This window comes from Nocardia sp. CA-129566 (assembly GCF_050956075.1).
In the GTDB taxonomy this organism is placed as follows: domain Bacteria; phylum Actinomycetota; class Actinomycetes; order Mycobacteriales; family Mycobacteriaceae; genus Nocardia.
Genome location: NZ_CP192085.1, coordinates 3,880,339 through 3,902,893, shown reverse-complemented (window position 1 = coordinate 3,902,893; position 22,555 = coordinate 3,880,339). Strand labels below are relative to the sequence as shown.

Sequence of the window (22,555 nt, the reverse complement as noted above, 5' to 3'; positions counted from 1 at the left end):
TCCGAAAGGCGTTGGCTACGAGAAACGTTCGAAGTCATCATCGAAAGTGCGTATCGTTGGTGGCGTCCAGCGCGGTTCTCGGAAGGGAATGGCACGTTGCGCTCACCTGCGTCCGGGACGCACCAAGCCCGACCATCCACCACCCGGCCGGTCTGCACCCCACCGATACCGCCACCCCCCACTACCGCCCCCGTGCGCGGACTCTTTCCGGCTCTCGCCGAATCCAGCGAGGTCTATCTCGACAGCGCGGCCACCACGCAGAAGCCGCTGCCGGTCATCGAGACCATCCACCGCTACCACACCTCACGCACGGCCAATGCCGGTCGCGGTACCTACCCGTGGGCCACCAACCTGACCACCCGCCTGGCCCGGGTTCGGGACCGCACGGCGAGCTTCCTCGGCGCCGCGACGCCCGATGAGGTGGTTTTCACCGGCGGCGCGACCGCCGCGCTCAATGCGGTCGCACTGTCCTGGGGTCTGGCCGAACTCGAGCACGGCGACGAAATCCTCTACAACCCACGCGATCACGCCTCGAATGTGCATCCGTGGCACCATCTGCGGCAGGTGCTCGCCCGCTTCGGCCGCCGCATCGAACTGGTCCCCTATCGGGTGACCGCACTGGGCGAGGCCGATACCGACGACATCCTGGCCAAGATCACCCCGCGCACTCGGCTGATCACCACCAGCCATCTGCACCATGTCTTCGGCGGCCTCACCACGCTGGAGGAATTGCGCGGCCTGATCGACCCCGAAATCCTGCTGTGCTTCGACTGCAGCCAGAGCGGCGGGCATCTGCCGGTGAACGTCACCGAACTCGGTGCCGACTTCGCGGTCTTCGCGGCGCACAAGATGTTCGGTGCGCCGGGTACCGGAATCCTGTACTGCAACCGCAGAGTTCACGATCGGCTACTGCCGTTCCTGCCCGGCGGCAATACCGGGGTCGACATCACCGACGCGGGATTGGCCTCGGCCGGAATGCCGGAACTGCTCGAGGGCGGTACACACAACATTCCGGGCATCCTGGCCCTCGGCAGCGCACTGGAGGTGCTGGAGTCGCTGGATGTCAACGTCATCGCCGCGCACAATCGCGCACTGACACTGCGGCTCATCGACAACCTACGTCCGGTGCCGGGCCTGGAATTTCTGCCAGGGCCAGCGCATGCACCGTGCGCGATCGGCTACGGCATCGTGTCCTTCACACTCGCGGGCATCTCCGCGACGGATCTCGGATTCGTGTTGAGCGAGTTGGGTTTTCTGGTTCGCACCGGCCTGCACTGCACGCCCGGGGGTGACCACGACAGCGCGGACTCGGTGCGGGTCAGCACGCACATCTACAACACCCTCGACGAGATCGACCGCTTCACGACATGCGTCACGACGATTGCCGAGGAGGTCACGTGAAAATGGACGACACCCCGCGCTATGACAGGCGGGCCGCGTCCCGGGTGCTGGCGGGACTCACCGAACCCGGGTTGTTCACCACCCCCATCGCGATTCCCTCCGTTCGAGGTATCGAATACACCTGCGCCGCACTGCGTCCCGAGCCCAATAGCCACCTCACCTACTCGCAGCGGCTGTACCTGCAGAATTTCATGCGCCCGTGTCAGCCGCATCAGGTCACCAGTGCGACACACCGCATCGCCTGGACCGATAGCGACGGCATCCCCAATACCGGGCACTTCCGGGCCGACGGCCTCGGCCCGCTCATACCGATCGCCATGCGCGAAACGGTTCTGCTGCTGTGGCATGCCCTGGCCGCGAATTCTGCACTGGCACAACGTGTCGAAGGCCTGGGCCCGCGCGAGCACGCGGTGCTCGACGGCACCACCACCGATCACGATCCGATCGAGATCATGCGGGTCGGCATCGAGGCCGCCGGGCGCGCACTGGCCCAGCACGCACTGCTCGCCCGTCAGACGCATTATCGCAGTGCGGCCGAATTCGCCAGGGGCATGCATGATTCCGGCATTTTCGCGGCGGTCGCCACGCGCTGGTACTGGGAGTTACAGGCCTCTACCTACCGGCGCGGGATGATTCCGGTGACGCTGTCGGCCCAGCCCGACGGCACGGTTCGCTACACCGCCGATACCGTGGCCACGCTGCGCGCGATGAAGGACGCCACCATCGAGGATGCGCACACCGTCATGCGGCGCGCCACCCGGGTGGAGGGACTGAGCGTGGCCGCGGCCATCGCCAAGTACCACGACGACCTCGATCTGATTTCCCGGCAGTACGCGCTGCTGCCGCCGAATACCCGGCCCGCATGTCTGGCCGCTATGCCCCATAATCTCGGTGGCGGGCACTACAGCCTACTGCCGGTGGTGGTCGACCAATTCGTCGCGATCTTCACACAGCTCGTCGAGCGGATCCGGATCACCGAGGTGAGCGCCGATCTCGACGAACGCACCGCCGACGCACCCGCCACCGCCGAGGATCAGATCTTCTATGTGCCGGATATGAGCTGCCAGCACTGTGTCCGCACCATCACCGGGGTGTTGGAGACGATGGGCGTCACGGTGCTCGAGATCGATCTGCCCAGTAAACGGGTGGTCGCCGAATTCCGAAGTCCGCGCAATCGGGCCCGCGCGTTCGAATCGATCCGCGACGGCGGCTACAACCCGGTGGCCGAGAAACCGGCGCATGCCGCATTGGATTCGTCGCGGTCGCAGCCCACGGAAACCGCGGTATGACGGCGCCGCTACCGGCGCTACCCGCGAAGATCCATCCGCTGGTGCGCGCCTTTCTCGATACCCGCGAGGCCGTCGAAGAGACACTCATTCGCTTCGGATCCCCGATCCACCTGGTATTTCCGCAGGTCTATGCGGAGAACCTGAAACGGTTGCGCGCCGTACTCGACCGCAGTGGTGCGCGCTATCGAATCTGCTACGCGCACAAGGTGAATCAGTCCCGCGCCTTCGTACGCACTGCCGAACACGCTGGCATCGCGATCGACGTCGCCTCCGCGCACGAGCTCACCAGTGCCATCGGCGCCGGATTCGGGCCGATGCGCATCGAGGTGACCGGTCCGAAAGGTGAAGCGTTCCTACGTGATCTGATCGATTGCGGGGTGACCATCAATGTCGACAATCTATGGGAGCTGCGCCGGATCACCGAGTTGGCCGGTGATCGCGCGCGAGTTCCCGTGCTGCTGCGGGTTTCCGGCTTCGACGAAACATCGGTGAGCCGATTCGGGGTGCCGCTGGCGCATATGGATCGCGCATTCGATCTGCTGTCGGCCAACCGACGGGGAATCATGTTCCTGGGCTTCGCATTTCATATCGATTCCGGCGATCCCGCGGAACGCGTCCGTGCCATCGACGCCTGTCTGGCCCTGGTCGAACGCGCATACGAACACGGGCTCGGCCCCTCGGTACTGAATATCGGTGGCGGCTTCCGGCAGGTGTTCACCGCCGACGCGGATCGGTTCGACGAGTATGTGCGCGCGCTGCGCGAATCCCTGCTCGGCCGCGGGGAACCGATGAGCTGGTCGAACAATACCTTCGGCTATCACGTCGATAATGGTGCGGTGCACGGGATTCCGGTCTTCCACAAGTACGCGAATACGGTGCCGGCCACGCGGATGCTCGATGATCTGCTCGGCGCGCCCTTGGAGCGGCACGGCGGCCGCACCGTCGCCCAGGTGACCGGGGACAATATGCTCGATATCTGGCTCGAGCCGGGAAAGGCGCTGGTGGATCATGCCGGGGTGACGGTGGCGCGGGTGGAATTCGTCAAGGAGCTCGCCGACGGCACGGTGCTGGTCAATCTCGATCTCAGCCGCGATCAGGTGACCCCGGCCGATCAGGAGGTCATGATCGATCCGCTGGTCCTGCCCAGCATCGCGCATATGCCGAGCGGCGCACCCGGTGCCGTCGCGGCCGGTCGCGACGGCACCGCGGCAGGCGATGGTGTGACACCATTGCGCGGTGCCGCCGACACCATGCCCACGCTGCGTCCCGAGCCCGAATCCGGCCCTGTCGGTGTGTATTTCGCCGGACGCCTGTGCCTGGAGCGCGATCTGATCACCAACCACAAGGTGTGGTTGCCAGAGCGCCCGCGCCAAGGCGATCTGGTGGTGTTCCCGAATACCGCCGCCTACCACATGGATCTGTCCGCGGCATCGGCCTCGATGCATCCACTGCCCGCGAAACTCGCTGTGGTACACCGCACCGGCAGTTTCCAGGTGTACCGCGATGCCGATTACGAACCGCTCATCCCGGTCGGCCTTCCGCCGCCGCGCCGCACACCCCCGCGCGGTCCGCGCCGTCCGCCGCTGCCGCGCCGACCTTCCGGAGCGCCGTAATGCGCTATGACCACATCACCGAATTGATCGGCAATACACCGCTGCTGCGGCTGGATCCGGCGGCGCACGGACTCGACAATGTCGAGCTGTACGCGAAACTGGAGTCGCACAATCCGTTCGGCTCGGTCAAGGACCGGGTGGCCTGGGGCATGATCCGCGATGATCTCGACGACATCATCGCCAGCGGACAGACACTCATCGAGGCGTCCAGCGGCAATACCGCAAAGGCACTGCGGATATTGGGCGCGGTGCACGGCATCGGCCTGCGCGCGGTGACCAACCGGATCAAGGTCGCCGAGGTGCGCGATCTTTTGCAGCTGTTCGGTACCGAGATCGTGGAATTGCCCGGCCTGTCCGAATGTCCGGATCCGACCACGCCCAATGACGTGTACTCGGCGATCGAGGCGACCATGACCAGGGATCCGGACGCCTACTATCACCCCTCGCAGTACACCAACGAGAAGAATATCGAGGCACATCACCACGGCACCGGCCGCGAGATCCACGAAGACCTCGCCGCCGACGGCATCACCCGGGTCGACTACCTCGTCGGCGGACTCGGCACCACCGGCTCCACCCGCGGCACGGCCACCTACCTGCGCAAGCACAATCCCGAATTGCGCACCATCGCGGTCGTTTCCGATCGCTCGGACTTCATACCCGGCATCCGCTCCGAAAGCGAAATGTGGGATGTCGGGCTGTTCCAACCCGATTTCTACGACCGCATCGTCACCATCGACTCCGCCCGCGCGGTGGACGCCACCCTCGCACTCGCCACCGGTTACGGCATCCTGGCCGGTCCGACCAGTGGCGCCAGCTATGCGGCCGCACTGGAAGCCCTTGGTGAGCACGCCATTTCGGTGCAGGAGCCGGCGGTCGCGGTATTCATCGTCTGCGATCGGCTGGAACCGTACCTGTCCTACCTCAAGAAGCGCAGACCGGAACTGTTCGACCGCGCCGACCGCCGCCCCGCACCCAGCGCCGCCGACCTCGCCGCCACCCCCGCCCTGACCCCACATGAGCTGGCCGAACTCGATCGCACCGACCGACCCACCATCGTGGACACCCGCGGCGCGATGGCCTACCGCATCGGCCACGTGCCGGGCGCGATCAATATCCGCGACGATCAACTCGACGATATGTTCACCCACGGCATACCGTTCCCACGCTCGCGGCCGCTGATCTTCGTCTGTCCGGTCGGCGAATTATCGCTGCGCTTCGCAGCCATCGCCCGGCAGGCCGGATTCGACGCCAGCAGCCTCGGCGGCGGGATCGTCGCATGGCGTGATGCCGGATTTGCCCTGGAACGCGGCGGCTGAACCCGGTCATGACAGCCAGGCATTAATGTGGGCGGGTGCAGACAGGCCAGGAATCAGACGACGATGCCGGTCCCCGGATCTGGGGCGGAACCACGCTCACCGAGCGCAGGGAGGCCCGACGCGTCGCACTGCTCGAGGCCGCGCTCGACCTGATCGGCGAATCGGGCGCGAGCGGGGTCACCATGCGCGCGGTATGTCGGCGCGCCAATCTCACCGACCGGTACTTCTACGAGAGCTTCGCCAGCCGCGACGAACTCCTGGACGTGCTCTACCGCCAGGTCGCCGACGAATTCCTGGAGCCGATGACCGCGTTCGCGGCCGCCGATCCCTCCCGCGACCGCGAACTGTCCGAAATCGTGGTCGACAAGGTACTCGCCGACCCACGCAAATCGCGGCTGTTCCTGGTCGAACCGTATTCCAGCACCGGCCTCGGTCAGACCACCATCGCGGTGATGCCGGTGTTCACCCGCCTCATGCAGGATCACCTCTTCGCCCATATCGAGGACCCGGTGCGGCGCAGATTGGCCGCCCTCACCATGGCCAGCGGTAATGCGGGCATGTTCTCCGCCTGGTTGAACGGCTCGCTGCGCGCCACACGTGAACAGGTGATCGACCACTGCGTGGCGACCATCGCCGCCTACCGCAGCATCTATTGACTCCGGCGAATATGCTCGGGCGGGAAATTCGGTGATCCAGTGCAGGCGAGCGAATTCCGAAGGAGCACGGCCGAATACGCGTCGGCACACCCGATTCAGATGCGAGCTGTCGGCGAATCCGCACCGGGCCGAGTTCACCGGTGCCCGCCAACGTCCCGGGCGGTAGTAACGCCGTCCCCGCCCAGCACCGATCGTCGCCACTCATCCCGATAGTTTCCACCATCACCGCTAGCAGCGCGGTGGGCTTTGCCGCCGCATTTGCCAGATGAGCCGGGCGGGTGTTTACTAGCGGACGCAAGGTGCCGATCGTTCGCTGAGGCTCCTTCACGGATATAGGCCAGCGACCCCGAACGTCGAGAGACGCCCCGGGTCAGGACAGGTCTCCCCGGCTTAAGGGGTGACCCCGATTGGCTCCCGACGTGGTCGGGTTCACGCCGTGAAGTGCCAAAGGTCTTACGAGGAGGGGTACTCACCGGCATATTCGCCGGGTTCCCACAGGCTCGGTGACGATGACATATCGCGCTCGGCGCTGCCGTGTGCCGGATCGGTGGAAGGAGGTGGGCCGGATGACCGGCAGTGATAGTCCCGAACCCCTGTTAGCCAAATATTCACGCGGCGACACCTCCACGGCGGAATCCACCACGGGATGAGCCCGTAGCCTGCTGTTCGATGGTGCGCTCGACCTAGTCAGGGAGTGCCTCATGTCAACGGTAGAGATGATCCTGCGGTTGCTGGCCGGTGTCGGCCTCGGCGCGGTGATCGGATTCGAGCGGCAGTACCGGGCCAGGATGGCCGGGCTGCGCACCAATGCCCTCGTCGCCGCGGGCGCGACGCTGTTCGTGCTGCTGTCCGCGCACGGCTTTCATGGCGGCGACGCCGACCCGACCCGGGTGGCCGCGCAGATCGTCTCCGGCATCGGTTTCCTCGGCGCCGGTGTGATCATCCGCGACGGTTTGAATGTGCGCGGACTCAATACCGCTGCGACACTGTGGTGTTCGGCCGCCGTCGGCGCGCTGGCCGGTGCGGGCATGTTCACCACCGCGGCCGCGGGCACCCTTGCGGTCGTGGTGGTGAACATCGCGCTGCGCGCCGCCGGACGTGCGGTGGACCGGCATCCCGATGCCGCCGCCGAACAACGCGCCTCCTATGTCTTCGTCGCGGTGACCACTGACGAGCAGGAGGCCCATGTGCGGGCGCTGCTCGTACAGGCCTTGACCCGCACCGACTTCCGGCTCATCTCGGTGGCCAGCGCGAATACCGATACCTGCGGCCGGGTCGAGGTCCGCGCCGAACTGACCGGTGATCAGCGCGATGACCGGCAGATGGAATCGGCGGTGAGCCGGCTCAGCCTGGAACCGTCGGTCACCAGCGTCGGCTGGCATATCTCGGTCGACGATTCGGCGGACGAGGCGCGGGCATGACCATATTGCGCGGCTACCCGTCGCGGGACGCTCTCGATCGGCCACACAATCGCGCGGCCGATGTGCTGGTTTTTGTCGGTGCGGCGGTACTCATCCGGGCAATCGTGCGGATCTCGACGAGTATCGCGGGGCCGCGAATCTGCAACTGCCACGGGCACTCTGGTGGCGCAAGCTCATCCTGCCCGCCATCTTCCCGAGCTATGTGAGCGGCGCGATCACCGCGGCAGGCGGGGCATGGAACGCGTCCATCGTCGCCGAAATGGTGCAGTACGGATCGACCACACTCGTCGCGGCCGGACTCGGTTCCTATATTCCGATCGGATCACCGCCGACACGGCCGCACAGATCTTCACTCCGCGATCGGCATGATACGTCGAATGGCTGCGGCACTGGATCTTTCACTGCGGCACCAGAGTGAAGATCAATTCGAATCCGCCGATGCGCAGCACCGCGCCGTCGGTGAGTGCCACGCTGTCGATGATGCGCTCGCCATCGACGTACACACCGTTGGACGACCACAGATCCTTGATCACGAAGCTCGATCCGTTGTCCACCAGCACCGCGTGCTGACGGCTGACCTTGCCGTGTTCGAGCACGATATCGTTATCGGGCAACCGCCCGATCCGAGTCACCGATCCGGCGAGCGGGTAGACCGTGCCGTCCGTATCGCGCAACTCCGCGCGCGCACCCGCCACCGACTGCTCGACAATGGTGCTCGCCCGGGTCACCGTCGCATCGGCCACCGCACGGGCGCTCAGCGGCTCCTGACGCAGAATCCGCGCCTCCAACTCCTGGATCGCCGGACCCGGATCGATGCCGAGTTCGTCGTCGAGTGTGGTGCGCAGCTGGCGCAGCGCCGCGAGCGCGTCGGATTGCCGCCCGCCGATATACAGCGCGGTGATCAGTTTCTCCCACAATGGTTCTCGCAGCGGGTGCGCCCCGACGATCAGGGCGAGTTCGGCGGCGACACCATTGGCACGGCCGCGTGCGATATCGGCCGAGGCGCGCGCTTCGATAACCCCGATCCGCTCATCATCGAGCGCGGCGGCGTAGGCGTCGGCGAATCCGAGCCCACGCAGATCCGCCAGCACCGGCCCCCGCCACTGCTCCAGCGCACCGGACAGCGCTTCGCTCGCCGCGGTGAATCGCCCGGCCGCCAGATCGCGCAGCCCCGACTCCTTGCGCGCGCGGAACCGTTGCACGTCACAGGCTCCGTCGGCCACCGCGATCCGGTAGCCGGCGCCGACCTGGGCGAGTACGGCCCGGGCATCGAGTCCCGCATCGCGCAGCGGTTTGCGCAGATTCGAGGTGATGGCGTGCAGACTCGCCCGCACATCCGAGGGCGGCCTTTGTTCCCACACCGCCTCGGCGAGCGCGTCCACCGAGACCGGATGATTGGCATTGATCACCAGATATGCCAGCACCGCACGCTGTTTCGGCCCGCCGACCGACCGCTGGACGCCATCAATCGACAGCTGCACCGGCCCGAGCACGCCGAATTGCGCCCGCGTTTCGGCCATCCCGGCACTCCTTACAGCGTGTCTGAAAACCCTTGTGGGTATTCTCGGACACCGCCCTTCTCGGGCGTCGTCGGTTTCCGCCACAAGCCCCCGGAGCAAGAGGCCGGGGCACCAATGCCTGCGGACGGGAAGGCGCTGACCGGCGTCCTATGGGTACTGGTGAAACTAGGCTGTGTCTCCCAGTCCCGACCTGGGCGTGGATGACGGCGCAAGCCAATAGGGCGCCACCGAGGTAGGTCAGCGCGTACTTGTCGTAGCGGGTCGCGATGCCGCGCCACTGTTTGAGCCGATTGAAGCCCCGTTCCACGGTGTTGCGCAGACCGTAAAGTTCGGGGTCGAACGCAGGTGGCCGGCCTCCCGCCGGCCACTTCGCCTTGCGCCGGGCGATCTGGTCTTTGCGTTCGGGGATGGTGTGTTTGATTCTTCTGGAACGCAATTCGGTTCGTGTGCTGGGATGCGAGTACGCCTTGTCGCCGAGCAGCCGGAAGTCGCGGCCGGGCTTGCCCGCGGCACGGCGGGTCTGGGCGTAGTCCTCCAGCAATGGCACCAGCTGGGGATTGTCCCCGACCTGGCCCGCGGTCAACCGGACCGCGACCGGGGCTTGGCGCTGATCGGTCAGGGCATGGATCTTCGTGGTCAGCCCGCCACGCGAGCGGCCCAGCGCGTGGTCGGCGGGCTCATCGGCGGCTTTCTTGTAATTCGACAGAGCCCCCTGTGGCGAGCGTGTCCGAGCGAGCACCTGCGGCATGCTGATGCGCCCGCGCACTCGTCGAGTCGACCGACAGCAGCTTCTCGATATCGCAGCCATCTCGGTGTGGAACCCGAACACCGCCGCCGCCCGGGTGAACATCTCGTCGTAGGTGCCATCCAGAGACCACCGAAGATGCCGCTTCCACACCGTCTGCCACGGCCCGAAATCGGCGGGCAGATCCCGCCACGGACTGCCCGTGCGGAACCTCCAGGCGATACCCTCCAGCATCAACCGATGATCACTGAACCTGTTGCCCCGCTTGCCCTTATCCGAGGGCATCACCGGTTCGACAGCCGTCCAGAACTCATCAGAAATCACACCCATCCGCGTCACCGGCCAATCTTCGCCAGTCAAGACCGAATATTCGGGAGAAACGCTAGGAGCGGTTGCGGTCCCTGAGTCCGTCGAGGACGATCCGCAGGTTGCGGCTCCACTGACCGCTGTCGGCCTGAAGTCCGATGGTATGCGAGTCGGTCGAGACTCCCGCGAGCAGGAAAGCAACATCCTGCCAGGCGATATCGCGTCGCATCTCGCCCGCGCTCTGCGCCGCTTCGACCAAACACCTGATCCGTGCGCGTATTTCAGCCAGTAACTGATCCAAGCCCGGCAAACCGGCACCGCCCAGCGCCTCGTTGGCGCCGCAGCTCTCGGTGCGCAGTCGCACATACACCGACGCGAAGTCGGTGAACCCGTGCCATGGATCGGGGTCGGCGATCGCGCGATCGGCGTTGGAGATCATGTCGCCCAGCACCTCCTCCAGGACGACCTGCAGCAGCGTCTCCCGCGAGGGAATCCGCCGATAGAAGGTGCCCTTGCCAACTCCGGCGCGCTGAGCGATCTCCTGAGCGGTGACCTCGACCCCGACCTCGGCCAGTGCCGACCGCGCCGCCGCGACCAGGCGCTCGAGGTTGCGCCGGGCATCGGCACGGGGTGCCTGGCCAGCCTCATCGGCGAGTAGTCGGTCCACGGCACTGATCACATCCACCAGCCTAACAACTGGACTTGGGGAGTCCGGTTAGCTATAAACGGACTTTACAGGTCCGCTTATGTAAGGAGTGATCATGGACCCCATTCGGGTAGGTATCGTCGGCGCCAGTCCCGACCGCGGTTGGGCCGTGCGCGCACATGTTCCCGCGCTGCAGGCGCTCGAGGACTTCCGGATCACCGCCGTGGGCACGAGCCGCGCGGAGAGCGCGCAGAGGGCGTTGCGGATATTCGGCGCGACGCACGCGTTTACCGATCCGCGCCAGCTTGCGCAGGATCCCGAGGTCGACCTGGTGGCGATCACGGTGAAGGTGCCCGCACATGCGGAGCTAATCCGCCTGGCGCTGGCGGCGGGCAAACATGTCTACTGCGAGTGGCCACTCGCACTGAACACCGCCGAGGCCGAATCGTTGGCCGAGCTCGCCTCAGACGCGGGCGTCCGCCACGTGGTCGGCCTGCAGACCCGATACTCGCCGGCGATCGCCCGCGCCCGCCAGTTGCTCGCGGAAGGTTATGTGGGGGACGTTGTTTCGGCGACCGTGTACTCCGCACGTCACCTGGGTGCGGGCACGCGGGTACCGGCTTGGGCGGCCTACACCCTCGACCAGCGCAATGGTGCGGGCATCGTGGAGATTGTCGGCGGGCACACGTTCGACGCGGTCGAGTACCTGATCGGCGGTTTCACCGACCTGTCGGCCCGGCTCGCCATCCGCTACCCGCATGCCGTGATCGAGGAAACCGACACGGCAATTAGTGTCACCACTCCGAACCATCTGCTGCTCGACGCCGTCACGGCGGACGGAGTTGTGGTGTCGGCTCACATCCATGACTCCAAGGTGACCAACGGTCACAGCCGGATAGAGATCTCAGGCACCGCAGGGGATCTGGCGATCGTTTCCGGCGCCAATGGGGCGGGCGGCATTTCGTTGAGTGAACTGCGCCTGCTGGGTTCCCGCGGCGAGGGTTCCTGGCAGCCGCTGCAGGGCGAGGATCCGCTGGCGGACATGACGCTCGGCACCGAAGTCGGCAACGTCGCGAGACTATATGCGGCACTGGCACAGAACATCCGAACCGGCACCACGACGGTCCCGACCTTCGATGACGGGGTCCACATGCACCGTCTGCTCGACGCCATCCGTCGATCGGCAGACACCGCGACACGGGTGCCAACCTCCTGAGGAACCCGACACCTCGTCGGCGGCCGGCACGACCAAACACGCGATTCGGGAGACACGGCCTAGTCCCAATGCCGCTCACATAGGCCGGTTGGGCTGTCGTCAACCGCTGTTGATCGTGATGTTGATCGTGATCTTGTAGCTGTTTCGGTCGATGTTGCCTTTGGCGCGGTGTTTGGAGATTGCGCGTTTGACGATGCGGGGGCATGTTCGCTGGCGGCGGGCGGGCAGGAGGTGGTCGAGCACAGCGTGGCCGATCGTGCCGATGAGGTCGATGGTGGTGCCTGCGATGATTCCGGCTGCGAGTATGAGCTGGTCGCGGGCGGTGTTGAGAGCGATGCTGAAGCTGGCTCGGTCGGCGGTGGTGCCGGTGGTGACGGTGGCATCGGTGATGGCGATGCGCAGGGCTTGGTAGGTGACGAGCAGGGCGTAGATCTCTTGGGCGATGCCGTCGGGAGTGCGGGCTCGCAGTACTCGTCCACCGAGGATGGTGGATTTCAGTTCCAGGTAGGAGGTTTCGATCTCCCATCGCTGGTGATACAAAGACACCAATTCGGGTGCGGGGTAACGCTTGTGGTCGGTCAACGTGGTGATCAGCAGGTAGCGTTCTGTGCGGGCAGGGCCGCCGGATTGGTGGACGAGGATGGTCGCCGCGATCACGCGGACGGTGGTGGTGCCGATCCGCGTGAGCCACGAGTTGTCGCCGCAGCGGCCGGTCATGGGGAGTTTCCGGTTGTTGCGGCAGCGGAACAGCAGATCGGCTCCGGTGCCCGCGACGGCGCCGATGAGGTCCGCGGCGGCGAAGTTGCGGTCGGCCAGTAGCAGCATGTCGTTGCCCAGGCAGCCCAGCAGGGGTGGTGCGTAGGTGATCTCGCCGACGCTGGGCGTCCCGAACACGGCGTCGATCACGGTGCGGGTGCCGCAGGCGACCACGGCCAGCAGCCGCAGCATCGGATACCCGGACGGGCCGTTGCCGCCGCCGGCGTGACCGTAGGCGGCCACGTTGGCGGGGCTGTCGGGGGTGAACATCGAGGTGCCGTCGATCGCGCACACCAGCAGGCCCCGCCACCGGGCCGCACCCGCTGCGGGGCCCTTGATCAGGTCGAACAACGCACGCAGCGGTGCGATGCCGATCCGGCGGCGGGCTTGGGACAACGCCGAGGACACTGGATCGGCGACCGGCACACCGGCCAGGCCCGCGGTCATCCGCGCCCACACCTGCTCGTAGCCGAGCTCGGCGAACAACACTGCGGCCAGCAGCAGATACACCACCACCCGCGACGGCAGTGCCCGGACCCTGGCCTGCACCGCCCGGGTCGACTCCAGCACCGCGTCGACCATCTCGAACGGGATGATCCGGGTCAGTTCTCCCAGGTGACCGGGTGCGAAAGCCCCTGTGGCTACCACTGATTCACGTTTGATGACACACTGAGCAGACAGCGGAACTCCAGCTTGAAGGATTGTCTTGGCCGACGAACCTTCTCTACTAGAGTTCCGCTGTTTTCATCTCACGACACCCAGCACCGCAACCGAATTCGCAACCCCTGCTCACTCACCACCACGACTTGACAGCCAGGTCACCGGCCTATGGGCCCGCCGCGAATTAACCCGTAACATTCCGTGTTTTCGAATGATGTTGTGGTATGCGCGATTTCGTGGTGACCGTGGAGGATCTGGCGGTGAAGTTCGGTGCGTTGCTTGCGCATCTGGACGAACGACAGCGGCGGCTGGTATTGGCGGCGGAGGCTCGGATGCTCGGTCGGGGCGGGGGCCGGGCGGTGGCTGTGGCTGCTGGGGTGCGAGAGGCGACGGTGTCGAAGGGAGTGGCCGAGTTGGAGGCTGGTGAGGCGCCGTTGGGTCGGGTGCGGCGTCGTGGTGGGGGCCGCAAGCGGCTGGTCGAGGTGGATCCGGGGCTGCGGTCGGCGTTGTTGTCGCTGGTGGAGCCCGACGAGCGGGGCGATCCGATGTCGCCGCTGCGGTGGACGACGAAATCGACTCGCGCGCTGGCCGGCGAACTGGCCGCCAGGGGGCATCGGGTGTCGGCGGATGTGGTGGCCGATCTGCTGCGGGAGGAGGGGTTCAGCTTGCAAGCCAACGCGAAGACGATCGAGGGTGCTCGCCACGCCGACCGTGACGACCAGTTCCGCTACCTCAACGACCAGGTCAAAGACCATCAGGACACGGGTGATCCGGTGGTCAGTGTGGACACCAAGAAGAAGGAGCTGATCGGCCGCTACGCAGGCGGCGGGCGCGAATGGCGACCGTCCGGTGAGCCGCTGCGGGTCAACACCCACGACTTTCCCGACGCCGAGCTGGGAAAGGCGATCCCGTACGGGATCTACGACCTGGCAGCCAACAGCGGATGGGTCAACGTCGGGATCGACCACGACACTGCCGCGTTCGCCGTCGAGTCGTTGCGGCGCTGGTGGCGCGGCCGGGGCCGCGCCGAATACCCCGACAGCCAACGGCTGCTGATCACCGCTGACGCCGGTGGTTCCAACAGTTACCGGACCCGGGCGTGGAAGACCGAGCTGGCCGGCTTCGCCACCGAAACCGGGCTTCACGTCACGGTCTGCCATTTTCCGCCGGGCACATCCAAGTGGAACAAGGTCGAGCACCGCTTGTTCTCCCACATCACTATGAACTGGCGGGGACGGCCGTTGACCAGCCACGAAGTGGTCCTCAACACGATCGCGGCGACCACCACCGGCACCGGACTGCGAGTCCACGCCGAACTCGACACCGGCAACTACCCAACCGGGGTGAAGATCGACGACAACGAGTTCTCCGCCGTGCCGATCACCCGACACGACTGGCACGGCGACTGGAACTACACCATCGCCCCGGAACCAGTGCAGCCCACCATCGCTACCGACGACACGACTCCACCCGTCCGACCCGACACGACCTGGCTACGCGCCCCGGCACTGACAGGACTGACTCCACCCGAGTGGGACGAACTCATCCAGACGCTGACCGTGACCCGGCACGCCCAACGCGAGGCCCGACTACAACAACGACGCGGCGGCACCCGCCAGACAGCGCCCGGAACCGGCCGCAGAGCCGTCCTCACCCTCGACGACCGTCTCGCGATCACCCTGCTCTACCAGCGGTTCTCCACAAACCAACGCGCCCCGGCCAAACTGTTCACCGTCAACCAGCAAACCATCCACAACGTGATCGCACAGACCAAACCCCTGCTCACCCTGGCCGGGCATACCATCCATCCGACCGGCATCACCCTCACCGACGCCATCAGCCAATACCACTCCGGCACAACCGAATCCGATTGATTACGTGTTATTGATCGGCGGGCCCTATGTGAGCGGCATTGGGCCTAGTCCGGAAGATGCGGGAACCGACGTTCACACCTGTGTCGTGGACCGGGTTCAGTGTTACCTCGCCGTGTGGGCGGCGACCCACCAAGACCGATCACGATCCCCGGAAAGGCCACCCGATGGCCGGCCGAACCGAACACATTCAACTCGGCATGAGCACGCGCTGCCGGCAGCGGTCGGTCATCCGCCCGAGATGATACCTGTCCGTTGATCTTCCACGGATCCGCGCTGACAGGTTCGGTCAGCGCGGTACGCACGAGCGGCTGTTCGAGCCGATCACAGTTGGATTCACGCGAAGGTGCCACGCTCGCAGCCACTCAGTCGAGACAGAACTCGTTGCCCTCGATGTCCTGCATCACCAGGCACGACTCATTGACGCCATCAGCACGCAGTAGTCGCACGCGCACCGCGCCGAGCGTGACCAGTCGTGCGCATTCGGCCTCGAGTGCAGCCACGCGCTCGTCGCCCACGAGCCCGGTACCGACGCGCACGTCGATATGCACTCGATTCTTGACGACCTTGCCTTCGGGCACACGCTGGAAGTACAAGCGCGGGCCTACGCCTGAGGGATCGATGCATGCTGAACCCTGCTGCTCGTAGCCCAGCACCTCACACCAGAAACCAGCGACGCGCGCAGGGTCTGCACAGTCGAAGGTGACTTGGATCTTTCTGACCGACGCCATTTGTCCACCATAGAGTCAGGGTCTTTCGTCGTATCCACCAGCCGGACTTCGAAATCGCCACGCTCACAACATGATATGAGCGCGACGGTATTGCAGTCGGTACCTGCCAACTGGTTGTCGTGGGTGCCGATCCACCGCACCGGCATGGCGTGCAAGCACAGCCCGCTGCTCGACGGTGGGGTCGAGGCAGTACCGGAACGTGGTGTAGCGGCTCACCTCCGGCGATTGTGATACAGGCCAGCCGATGGCCACCCGAGAACAGTAACGCCACAGCGCCCGCGCTACCCGCCGGATCGAGCCCGCCAATACTCCAGGTTGCTGCGGGTCAGCAGGGTGTGCGGATGGTCGCGGCCCAGGACACGGATCTGATCGGCGAGCAGCGGTTCGTATTCGGCGATGGCCGCGCCGATATCGCCCGCCTCACCGTGGCAGCCCGCCAGACAGTTGCGCGTGTGCAGGGTGTCCGGATGATCCGGTCCGAGAATGCGCAACTGATCGGTCAGCAGGGTCGCGTATTCGGTAATGGCCCTGGCCGTTTCGCCGCTTTCCCGACGCCAGCGCGCCATGCTGATGCGGGTGCGCAGGGTCTGGGTGTCATCCGGGCCGAGGATGCGGATCTGATCGATGAGCAGCAGCTCGAATTCGGTGAAGGCGCGGACCAGTTCACCCGCCATGGCCCGGGAACGCGCGAGATGCAGTCGGGTGCGCAGGGTTTGCGGATCCACCGGACCGAGAATGCGTTCCTGATCGATGATCAGCTGTTCGAATTCGATGACCGCCCGGCGCAGACTGCCGCGTTCACTGCGCCAGTAGGCCAGGCTGTTGCGGGCGCGCAGCGTCCAGGGGTGGTCGGTGCCGAGAATACGAGCGTGATCGATGACCAGTCGTTCGAATTCGGCTACAGCCCGCTCCAATTGGCCGATATGTCCGCGCCAGTCCGCGATGTCGTAGCGGGTGGTGACGGTATCGAGATCATCGGCGCCGAGTGCCCGGGTCTGGTCGCGGGCCAGCTCCTCCAGTTCGGCGACAGCGGCGGCGACATCACCGCTGCGGCCACGGCAGTTCGCGAGATGGTTGCGGACCAGCAGCGTGACGCGATGATCGGATCCCATGGCGGCGGTGAAGCTCGGCAGCCAGGCCGCCCAGAGATCCCGATTGTCCACCACGCGTGTGGTTTCCAACGATTCGAGGTAGCCGAAGGCGGCGGCCGCATCGCCATAGGCGAGGTAGTGGCGGACCGCCGACCCGCGGGCATACGCGGCTACCCGATCGGTGGCGCCCGCTTCGATGGCCGCGATCACCGCCCGGTGCGCATCGTCGCTGTGTACGCCGAGCCGGTCGCATTCATCGGCGAGTCCCGGCATCAAGGCGGCATGGGTTATGCCGAGCGATTCATCGTCGGTGCCCGGCAGACTCCGGATCACCAGCACACCCAAACCCGCGGTGAGATCACGGATTCCGGCGATACTCGCATCTGCCCCGAGCTCGCGCATGGCCGCGTCCAGCAGTTCCAGCGGCAGTACCGGTCCCACCCCCGCCGCGACGAGCACGCCGAGCAGCGCGCCGATCGCCCAGGCATCGGTGGTATTCGGCGCGATATTCGGTCCGTCGCCCGCCGCGGAGCGCACGGCGGCGGCGACCCGCAGTGCGACCAGACCGTCGACGCCGACATCCTCCGCGACCACTCGATCAGTGACCTCCGTCGCCACTTCGGCCAGCAGCCCGGCCAATAACCAGCCGGCCGCGGCTGGCGGGGACTCCATACGCGCCGTTGGTGTTTCGGCCAGCCGCGCATCGATCCAGCCGACCCACTCCTGCTCGTCTACGGCGGTGCGCGCATATCCGGCCGACTCCACAATGGCGGCGATATCCTCGGCCACCGGCTCGGCCACCACGATCCGGTGCATATGCGCGAGCGCCGGATCGTCTTCGAAGCCGAGGCCCTCTCGGATCCCGACGATCACCCGGACGTGCGCGAGCTCCGGACGCCGGGTCATAGCCGCGACGGCGGTGACGAGCAGCCGCCGCGTACCCTCCTCCGGTTCGTTCAGTCCGTCGACGACGATAGTGACCCGGCCGCCCCATCCGCCCAAGTCCGCCAGCGGTTGCCGAACCTCGATATCGAAGACGTCCAACTCCGCGGCACTGTGTCGGGCCAGCCCCCGCGCGGCCGCGACCGCCGCACGAAATCCGGGCAGGCGGGTGCTCAGCTGCGCGGACAGTTCCGCGGCGACCGCCTCGATGGAACTGTTGACCGTCAGGAACACCGCGGCCGTGATGTATTCGGGCGCGAGCGGCAGGGTGTCGACCAGACTCGGCCGAATGAGCATTGCCAGCAGCGTCGATTTGCCGACACCGGGCGGTCCGATCACACCGCGCAGCCGGTTGCTGCCGGAGCCGACAATATCGTCGAGCGTTTCGCGCACGGCCGGGGTCAACAAGAGCCTGCGGGTGAGGTGATCGACGAAACCCGCTGCCGGACGGCCGGTTACGGCATCGCGGCGACGGGCGGTATTCGGCACCAGCCACAGGCCGGGATCACCGCCCTCGGCGGCGGATACGGTGCCCGAGGTGAACGACAGATGTTCGGGCTGCTGGCGGGTGCATGCGGCGGCGATCGGATCGACCAGATCCGACGGCAGCAGATTCTCCCCGCGCGCGGGCAGTCCGACTTCGAAGGTGGACAATAACGTCCGGGTGAAACATCCGGCGTATGCGGGCCCGTCGCCGGCGGCGACCAGCAACTCCATCCGGCCCGCCGCCCGCGACAGCAGATCGGTCCAGCGCCGGGCCGCACCGAGCACACCCTGTTCGGTCTCACACGCGTCGACCAGTACCACCAGCCCATCCAGCGCCGATTGGTTCAGCCGCTCGCGAATCTCCTGTGTCAGATGGAATGCCGTATGCGAGTTCGGCACCGCGGGCGAATCATGACCGAGCAGAAAGAAATCCTCCGCGCTGGTCGCGGTGCCGTGCCCGACGAAGCCGATCAATAATGTCGCCTGCTCCCGCGCCGCCGCCTCGAATGCCTCGTCCACCGCCGTAACCAGCTGTGCCACCGTCGGATTCAGTACCGGCCCCGGCTCCGCCGTGGCCGCCCGCCACCCGCCGGATTCGGTCAGGCTCCCGTACAGCCCCGTCGCCAGCTCACCGGTGAATCCCAGTTCCCCGAGCGCCTGGCATTCGGATCCGATAACAAGGGCGAACCTTCCTCCCATACCAGCACCACCATTCCCACCATCGACTCCCCAACGACCCTCGACGGCCCGACACCCGTGGTGACGACTATTTGCAGGTCGCTCGAAAGGTTCGGCCGCGCGTGGTAGGAAAGTACCCGAACACCACATCGTGGCGAGCGACAACGGGGGCGCGAAGATGGCAGCGATAGTGTTGGTGCACGGGATCGCGCAGGAGCAGTACGGCGCGGATCTCTTGGAGGCGCAGTGGCTTCCGGCGCTGGCGGCGGGTGTCCGCACGGCCGGATACGGCGAGCTGGCGGATCAGCTGTGGCGGGCACAGCGGCCGGGCGCACTCGAGGTTCGAATGGCGTTCTACGGCAATGCTTTTCTCGCTCCCGGCGCACAAGGCGGTGGCGGGCCGGTCGGCGATGAGGACGCCGAACTCACCGAGCGGATCGCCGAGGCCTGGTTGGCCACGGCGGCCGGACAGGCGGCCGATCAACGTGATCGGCTCGAAGCGCAGCGCTTCCTGGACAATTCGGCGCTCGGTGCCGAAGGTGCGCAGGGCATCGGCCGCAAGGCCAGGCCTGCGGCGAATGCGCTGACCAAGCTGAAATGGTTCGCCCCCTTCGGTTTCGGCATGGCGGGCAAATTCGTCAACCGGTCGCTCGCCCAGGTCGGCCGGTATCTGTCCGAAGAGGCGGTGCGCGAGCACGCACAGCGCCAGGTGCTCGATCTGATCGGTCCGCGGACCCGGCTGGTCATCGGGCATTCGCTCGGTTCGGTCGTCGCCTACGAGGCGCTGCATCGCACCCAGCAGCCCGTCGCGCTGATCACCCTCGGTTCGCCGCTGGCGCTGCAGTCCATCATCTATCCGCTGCTGCGACCGCAGCCGCCCACCGTCCCCGCCGCGCTCACCCGCTGGGAGAATTTGGCCGATCGCGACGATATCGTCGCGGCACATCTGGACCTCGCACCCTATTTCCCGCCCGCTCCCGGTCACGACGTGGTGCCGACGACACATCCCGAACTCGACAATGGTTCGAGTCCGCACGATGCGGCGCACTATCTGACCAAGAAATCGGTCGGGCGCATCATCGCCGAGTCCCTCTCGTAACCAGAGGAATCCCCGATCGCGCGTACGCTGACAACTCTGGCACCGAGTGCGAGGAGTTCACCGCGATGACCGACCCCGTGCAAGGTTTGACGGGTACGCTCACCTCGCCGATCCGGGGCGCCGGAATGCTCGGCGAAGTATTGGTTGCGATTCGCGGGGGCACGGAGATATACATCGCACGGGCGGCCGAGCCGATCTCGGCAGGGGAATCTGTCCTGATCATCGCGGTACATCCGGGTCGCATCGTCGACGTGGTGCCCTGGATTCCGCTGGAGCCCGCGCAGACCGAGCGAATGTGACATCGCGACCGCGATCTACGAAGTACGAAACTGGGAGGCACAGTGCTGGGTTATCACGTTCCGGATCCTGACGAGGCAATGCTGGTCAGCGGCGGCACGAGCAAGGACAACGCGCCCTTCGGCGTGGTCATCGGGCGCGGCAAATGGGTGATGCCGTTCTTCCGCAAGGTGAGCTATCTGTCGCTGGCGATGTTCGAGGCCGAGATCAAGGAGCGGTGCGTCACCAAACAGGCCATCCAGCTCGAGGTGCGCGCGGTGATCGCGTTCAAGGTGGCCAATGACACCCAGTCGATTGTCAATGCGGCCCAACGCTTCCTGTCCGAACAGGAGCGGGAGATGTCGGTGCTGACCGGACGCATCTTCTCCGGACATCTACGCTCGATCGTCGGCTCGATGACGGTCGAGGAGATCATCCGCGAGCGCCAGCGGCTGGCCGACGAGGTGCTGGTCGCCTCCAAGGTGGAGATGAGCAATATCGGCCTGTGGGTCGATTCGTTCCAAATCCAGTCCATCGACGACGGCAATCTCGGGTACATCACCGCACTCGCCGCACCGCACAACGCGGCGGTGCAGCGCGATGCGCAGATCGCACAATCGCAGGCCGCCCAGCACGCCGCCGAGGCCGAACAGGAATCGCTGCGCCGGCAGGCCGAATATCAGCGCGAGACCGCCATTCTCCGGGCCCAATATCAGCAGGATATCGACAAGGCCAATGCCGAAGCGGCGCAGGCCGGTCCGCTCGCCGAGGCCATGGCGCTGCAGGAAGTGCTCAGCGCACAGGCCGAGCAGGCCCGCAAGGAAGCCGACCTGCGCGAGCAGCAACTGCAGGCCGAAGTCGTGAAACCCGCACTGGCCGAAGCGGAACGGGTGCGCATCCTGGCCGAGGCCGAGGCGGCCCGGACCCGGATCCAGGCCGACGCGGCGGCCTCCAACAACCGGATCGCCTTGGACCAGTTGTTGATCGAGCAGCTGCCCGAAATCGTCAAGCAGGCGTCCAACGGGCTGGCAAACGCCAACTTGACGGTGCTGAACGGACCGGACGGTGTCGGCGAATTGGTCAACGGAATGGTCGGTCAGGGTCTCACTGTATTCAACTCGTTACAAAAAGCGCTTTCATCCAACGACGGGGAAAATGCGGGCTAAAGTTGGCCGAGTAGAGACGGCGCGAGGAGCGGGTGTTGGTGTCCATCGGGAAATTGGTGTCGTTCGACAGTTCGCGGGGCTTCGGGTTCATTCGGCCCGATGATGGTGGTCCGGATGTGTTCGTTCATGTGAACGACATCGGACTGGACGAGGACGAGCTGCGCCAGGGCCGGGTGTTCGAATTCGATGTGACCGAGGGTGACCGCGGGCCCAAGGCGGTCAACCTCACCGTGGTCGGGGGCCAGCCGAACCCACCCGCTGCTCGGCACAAGAAAGACAGATCCGGATCCGGCCAGCTCACCGCCACCGAACACAAACGCCTGATCACCGAGCTACTACTGGATGCGAGCCCCGCCCTCACCGCCGGTGAGATCCTCACCATCCGCGACCGCCTGACCGCCTTCGCCGATCAACACGGTTGGCTCGACTGAGCGCTCCTGCGCCTGCCCGGATCTTCAGGCGCCGGACTCGTGTGCCGCGAGAATCACGTTGGCGACCGGCGGCTGGGCATCAATCAAGTTAGCTCGTCCCCGACGAGTTACCCATGTGCGCGCCAAATCAGTTGTTGCGTTGCTGGCCCGTATCGGGCGCCAGCTTCCCCGGCGCAACGCGAAGTTCACGACCTTGTCGGACCAGCGACTTACGATCGAGCTCGAGTCCGCACCGA

The 22,555-nt window shown here is 65.9% G+C and carries 19 protein-coding genes and 1 riboswitch; of the genes, 12 read left to right on the top strand and 7 right to left on the bottom strand.

Annotation, left to right across the window (positions count from 1 at the left end; translation table 11 throughout):
- Positions 1–192: 192 nt before the first annotated feature.
- The 6 genes from ACQP0C_RS16980 (at position 193) to ACQP0C_RS16955 (ending at position 7,699) form a co-directional block, all read left to right on the top strand.
- A complete protein-coding gene (locus ACQP0C_RS16980) occupies positions 193–1,401 on the top strand; it encodes an aminotransferase class V-fold PLP-dependent enzyme (protein ID WP_433733843.1) in 1,209 nt (402 codons plus the stop codon).
- A gap of 2 nt (positions 1,402–1,403) precedes the next feature.
- Entirely contained in the window at positions 1,404–2,690 is a 1,287-nt protein-coding gene (locus ACQP0C_RS16975) for a heavy-metal-associated domain-containing protein (protein ID WP_433734576.1), read from the top strand.
- Positions 2,687–4,303, top strand: coding sequence for a decarboxylase (locus ACQP0C_RS16970; protein WP_433733842.1), 1,617 nt, complete (start codon positions 2,687–2,689; stop codon positions 4,301–4,303). Before ACQP0C_RS16975 ends, ACQP0C_RS16970 begins: the two co-directional genes overlap by 4 nt.
- Positions 4,303–5,622 carry a pyridoxal-phosphate dependent enzyme gene (locus ACQP0C_RS16965; RefSeq protein ID WP_433733841.1) on the top strand — a complete coding sequence of 440 codons (1,320 nt, stop codon included), beginning with the start codon at positions 4,303–4,305 and terminating at the stop codon, positions 5,620–5,622. The genes ACQP0C_RS16970 and ACQP0C_RS16965 overlap by 1 nt, the downstream gene beginning before the upstream one ends.
- Before the next feature lie 35 nt (positions 5,623–5,657).
- Positions 5,658–6,278 (top strand): TetR/AcrR family transcriptional regulator, encoded by a 621-nt coding sequence (locus ACQP0C_RS16960; protein ID WP_433733840.1) that lies wholly within the window; start codon positions 5,658–5,660, stop codon positions 6,276–6,278.
- Between the two features lie 298 nt (positions 6,279–6,576).
- Positions 6,577–6,748: riboswitch (M-box (ykoK) riboswitch) on the top strand.
- Positions 6,749–6,979: 231 nt separating this feature from the next.
- The gene (locus ACQP0C_RS16955) at positions 6,980–7,699 is read left to right on the top strand and encodes an MgtC/SapB family protein (protein WP_433733839.1); all 720 of its coding nucleotides are present in this window, start codon (positions 6,980–6,982) and stop codon (positions 7,697–7,699) included.
- 398 nt (positions 7,700–8,097) lie between these two features.
- Here ACQP0C_RS16955 and ACQP0C_RS16950 read toward each other — a convergent pair whose 3' ends face one another.
- From ACQP0C_RS16950 to ACQP0C_RS16940, 3 genes are read right to left on the bottom strand one after another with little or no spacing between them, the layout of a single operon-like run.
- Positions 8,098–9,219, bottom strand: a complete 1,122-nt coding sequence (locus ACQP0C_RS16950; RefSeq protein WP_433733838.1) for a BTAD domain-containing putative transcriptional regulator — start codon at positions 9,217–9,219, stop codon at positions 8,098–8,100.
- A complete protein-coding gene (locus tag ACQP0C_RS16945) occupies positions 9,164–10,294 on the bottom strand; it encodes an IS5 family transposase (protein WP_433733837.1) in 1,131 nt (376 codons plus the stop codon). The genes ACQP0C_RS16950 and ACQP0C_RS16945 overlap by 56 nt, the downstream gene beginning before the upstream one ends.
- Positions 10,295–10,346: 52 nt before the next feature.
- A complete protein-coding gene (locus ACQP0C_RS16940) occupies positions 10,347–10,949 on the bottom strand; it encodes a TetR/AcrR family transcriptional regulator (RefSeq protein ID WP_433733836.1) in 603 nt (200 codons plus the stop codon).
- 82 nt (positions 10,950–11,031) lie between these two features.
- Between ACQP0C_RS16940 and ACQP0C_RS16935 the strand changes: the two genes are divergently transcribed.
- On the top strand, positions 11,032–12,132 hold the full coding sequence (locus tag ACQP0C_RS16935) for a Gfo/Idh/MocA family protein (RefSeq protein ID WP_433733835.1): 1,101 nt from the start codon (positions 11,032–11,034) through the stop codon (positions 12,130–12,132).
- Positions 12,133–12,231: 99 nt separating this feature from the next.
- Here the strand turns inward: ACQP0C_RS16935 and ACQP0C_RS16930 are convergent, their stop codons facing one another.
- A complete protein-coding gene (locus ACQP0C_RS16930; protein ID WP_433733834.1) occupies positions 12,232–13,536 on the bottom strand; it encodes an IS4 family transposase in 1,305 nt (434 codons plus the stop codon).
- Between the two features lie 236 nt (positions 13,537–13,772).
- Here ACQP0C_RS16930 and ACQP0C_RS16925 point away from each other — a divergent pair, with 236 nt between their 5' ends.
- Positions 13,773–15,422, top strand: a complete 1,650-nt coding sequence (locus tag ACQP0C_RS16925) for an ISAzo13 family transposase (RefSeq protein WP_433733833.1) — start codon at positions 13,773–13,775, stop codon at positions 15,420–15,422.
- Between the two features lie 362 nt (positions 15,423–15,784).
- Here ACQP0C_RS16925 and ACQP0C_RS16920 read toward each other — a convergent pair whose 3' ends face one another.
- The 3 genes from ACQP0C_RS16920 to ACQP0C_RS16910 all read right to left on the bottom strand — a co-directional run bounded on the left by ACQP0C_RS16920 (position 15,785) and on the right by ACQP0C_RS16910 (position 19,368).
- On the bottom strand, positions 15,785–16,150 hold the full coding sequence (locus ACQP0C_RS16920) for a VOC family protein (RefSeq protein WP_433733832.1): 366 nt from the start codon (positions 16,148–16,150) through the stop codon (positions 15,785–15,787).
- Positions 16,151–16,213: 63 nt separating this feature from the next.
- The gene (locus ACQP0C_RS16915) at positions 16,214–16,366 is read right to left on the bottom strand and encodes a helix-turn-helix domain-containing protein (protein WP_433734575.1); all 153 of its coding nucleotides are present in this window, start codon (positions 16,364–16,366) and stop codon (positions 16,214–16,216) included.
- Between the two features lie 65 nt (positions 16,367–16,431).
- Positions 16,432–19,368 (bottom strand): tetratricopeptide repeat protein, encoded by a 2,937-nt coding sequence (locus ACQP0C_RS16910; RefSeq protein ID WP_433733831.1) that lies wholly within the window; start codon positions 19,366–19,368, stop codon positions 16,432–16,434.
- A gap of 157 nt (positions 19,369–19,525) precedes the next feature.
- Between ACQP0C_RS16910 and ACQP0C_RS16905 the strand changes: the two genes are divergently transcribed.
- The 4 genes from ACQP0C_RS16905 (at position 19,526) to ACQP0C_RS16890 (ending at position 22,319) form a co-directional block, all read left to right on the top strand.
- Positions 19,526–20,446, top strand: coding sequence for a hypothetical protein (locus ACQP0C_RS16905; RefSeq protein ID WP_433733830.1), 921 nt, complete (start codon positions 19,526–19,528; stop codon positions 20,444–20,446).
- Positions 20,447–20,511: 65 nt separating this feature from the next.
- The gene (locus ACQP0C_RS16900) at positions 20,512–20,745 is read left to right on the top strand and encodes a hypothetical protein (RefSeq protein WP_433733829.1); all 234 of its coding nucleotides are present in this window, start codon (positions 20,512–20,514) and stop codon (positions 20,743–20,745) included.
- Positions 20,746–20,787: 42 nt separating this feature from the next.
- Positions 20,788–21,888: an SPFH domain-containing protein gene (locus tag ACQP0C_RS16895; RefSeq protein ID WP_433733828.1), complete on the top strand. Its 1,101-nt coding sequence runs from the start codon at positions 20,788–20,790 to the stop codon at positions 21,886–21,888.
- Positions 21,889–21,920: 32 nt separating this feature from the next.
- Positions 21,921–22,319 carry a cold-shock protein gene (locus tag ACQP0C_RS16890; RefSeq protein WP_433733827.1) on the top strand — a complete coding sequence of 133 codons (399 nt, stop codon included), beginning with the start codon at positions 21,921–21,923 and terminating at the stop codon, positions 22,317–22,319.
- Positions 22,320–22,555 lie beyond the last annotated feature (236 nt).

Excerpts from the sequence above, each read along its gene's own strand:
- ACQP0C_RS16975 (WP_433734576.1), top strand. The coding sequence starts at position 1,404 with ATGGACGACACCCCGCGCTATGACAGGCGGGCCGCGTCCCGGGTGCTG.
- ACQP0C_RS16950 (WP_433733838.1), bottom strand. The coding sequence starts at position 9,219 with ATGGCCGAAACGCGGGCGCAATTCGGCGTGCTCGGGCCGGTGCAGCTG.
- ACQP0C_RS16965 (WP_433733841.1), top strand. The coding sequence starts at position 4,303 with ATGCGCTATGACCACATCACCGAATTGATCGGCAATACACCGCTGCTG.
- ACQP0C_RS16905 (WP_433733830.1), top strand. The coding sequence starts at position 19,526 with ATGGCAGCGATAGTGTTGGTGCACGGGATCGCGCAGGAGCAGTACGGC.
- ACQP0C_RS16910 (WP_433733831.1), bottom strand. The coding sequence starts at position 19,368 with ATGGGAGGAAGGTTCGCCCTTGTTATCGGATCCGAATGCCAGGCGCTC.
- ACQP0C_RS16970 (WP_433733842.1), top strand. The coding sequence starts at position 2,687 with ATGACGGCGCCGCTACCGGCGCTACCCGCGAAGATCCATCCGCTGGTG.
- ACQP0C_RS16935 (WP_433733835.1), top strand. The coding sequence starts at position 11,032 with ATGGACCCCATTCGGGTAGGTATCGTCGGCGCCAGTCCCGACCGCGGT.
- ACQP0C_RS16955 (WP_433733839.1), top strand. The coding sequence starts at position 6,980 with ATGTCAACGGTAGAGATGATCCTGCGGTTGCTGGCCGGTGTCGGCCTC.
- ACQP0C_RS16945 (WP_433733837.1), bottom strand. The coding sequence starts at position 10,294 with ATGGGTGTGATTTCTGATGAGTTCTGGACGGCTGTCGAACCGGTGATG.
- ACQP0C_RS16925 (WP_433733833.1), top strand. The coding sequence starts at position 13,773 with ATGCGCGATTTCGTGGTGACCGTGGAGGATCTGGCGGTGAAGTTCGGT.
- ACQP0C_RS16920 (WP_433733832.1), bottom strand. The coding sequence starts at position 16,150 with ATGGCGTCGGTCAGAAAGATCCAAGTCACCTTCGACTGTGCAGACCCT.
- ACQP0C_RS16900 (WP_433733829.1), top strand. The coding sequence starts at position 20,512 with ATGACCGACCCCGTGCAAGGTTTGACGGGTACGCTCACCTCGCCGATC.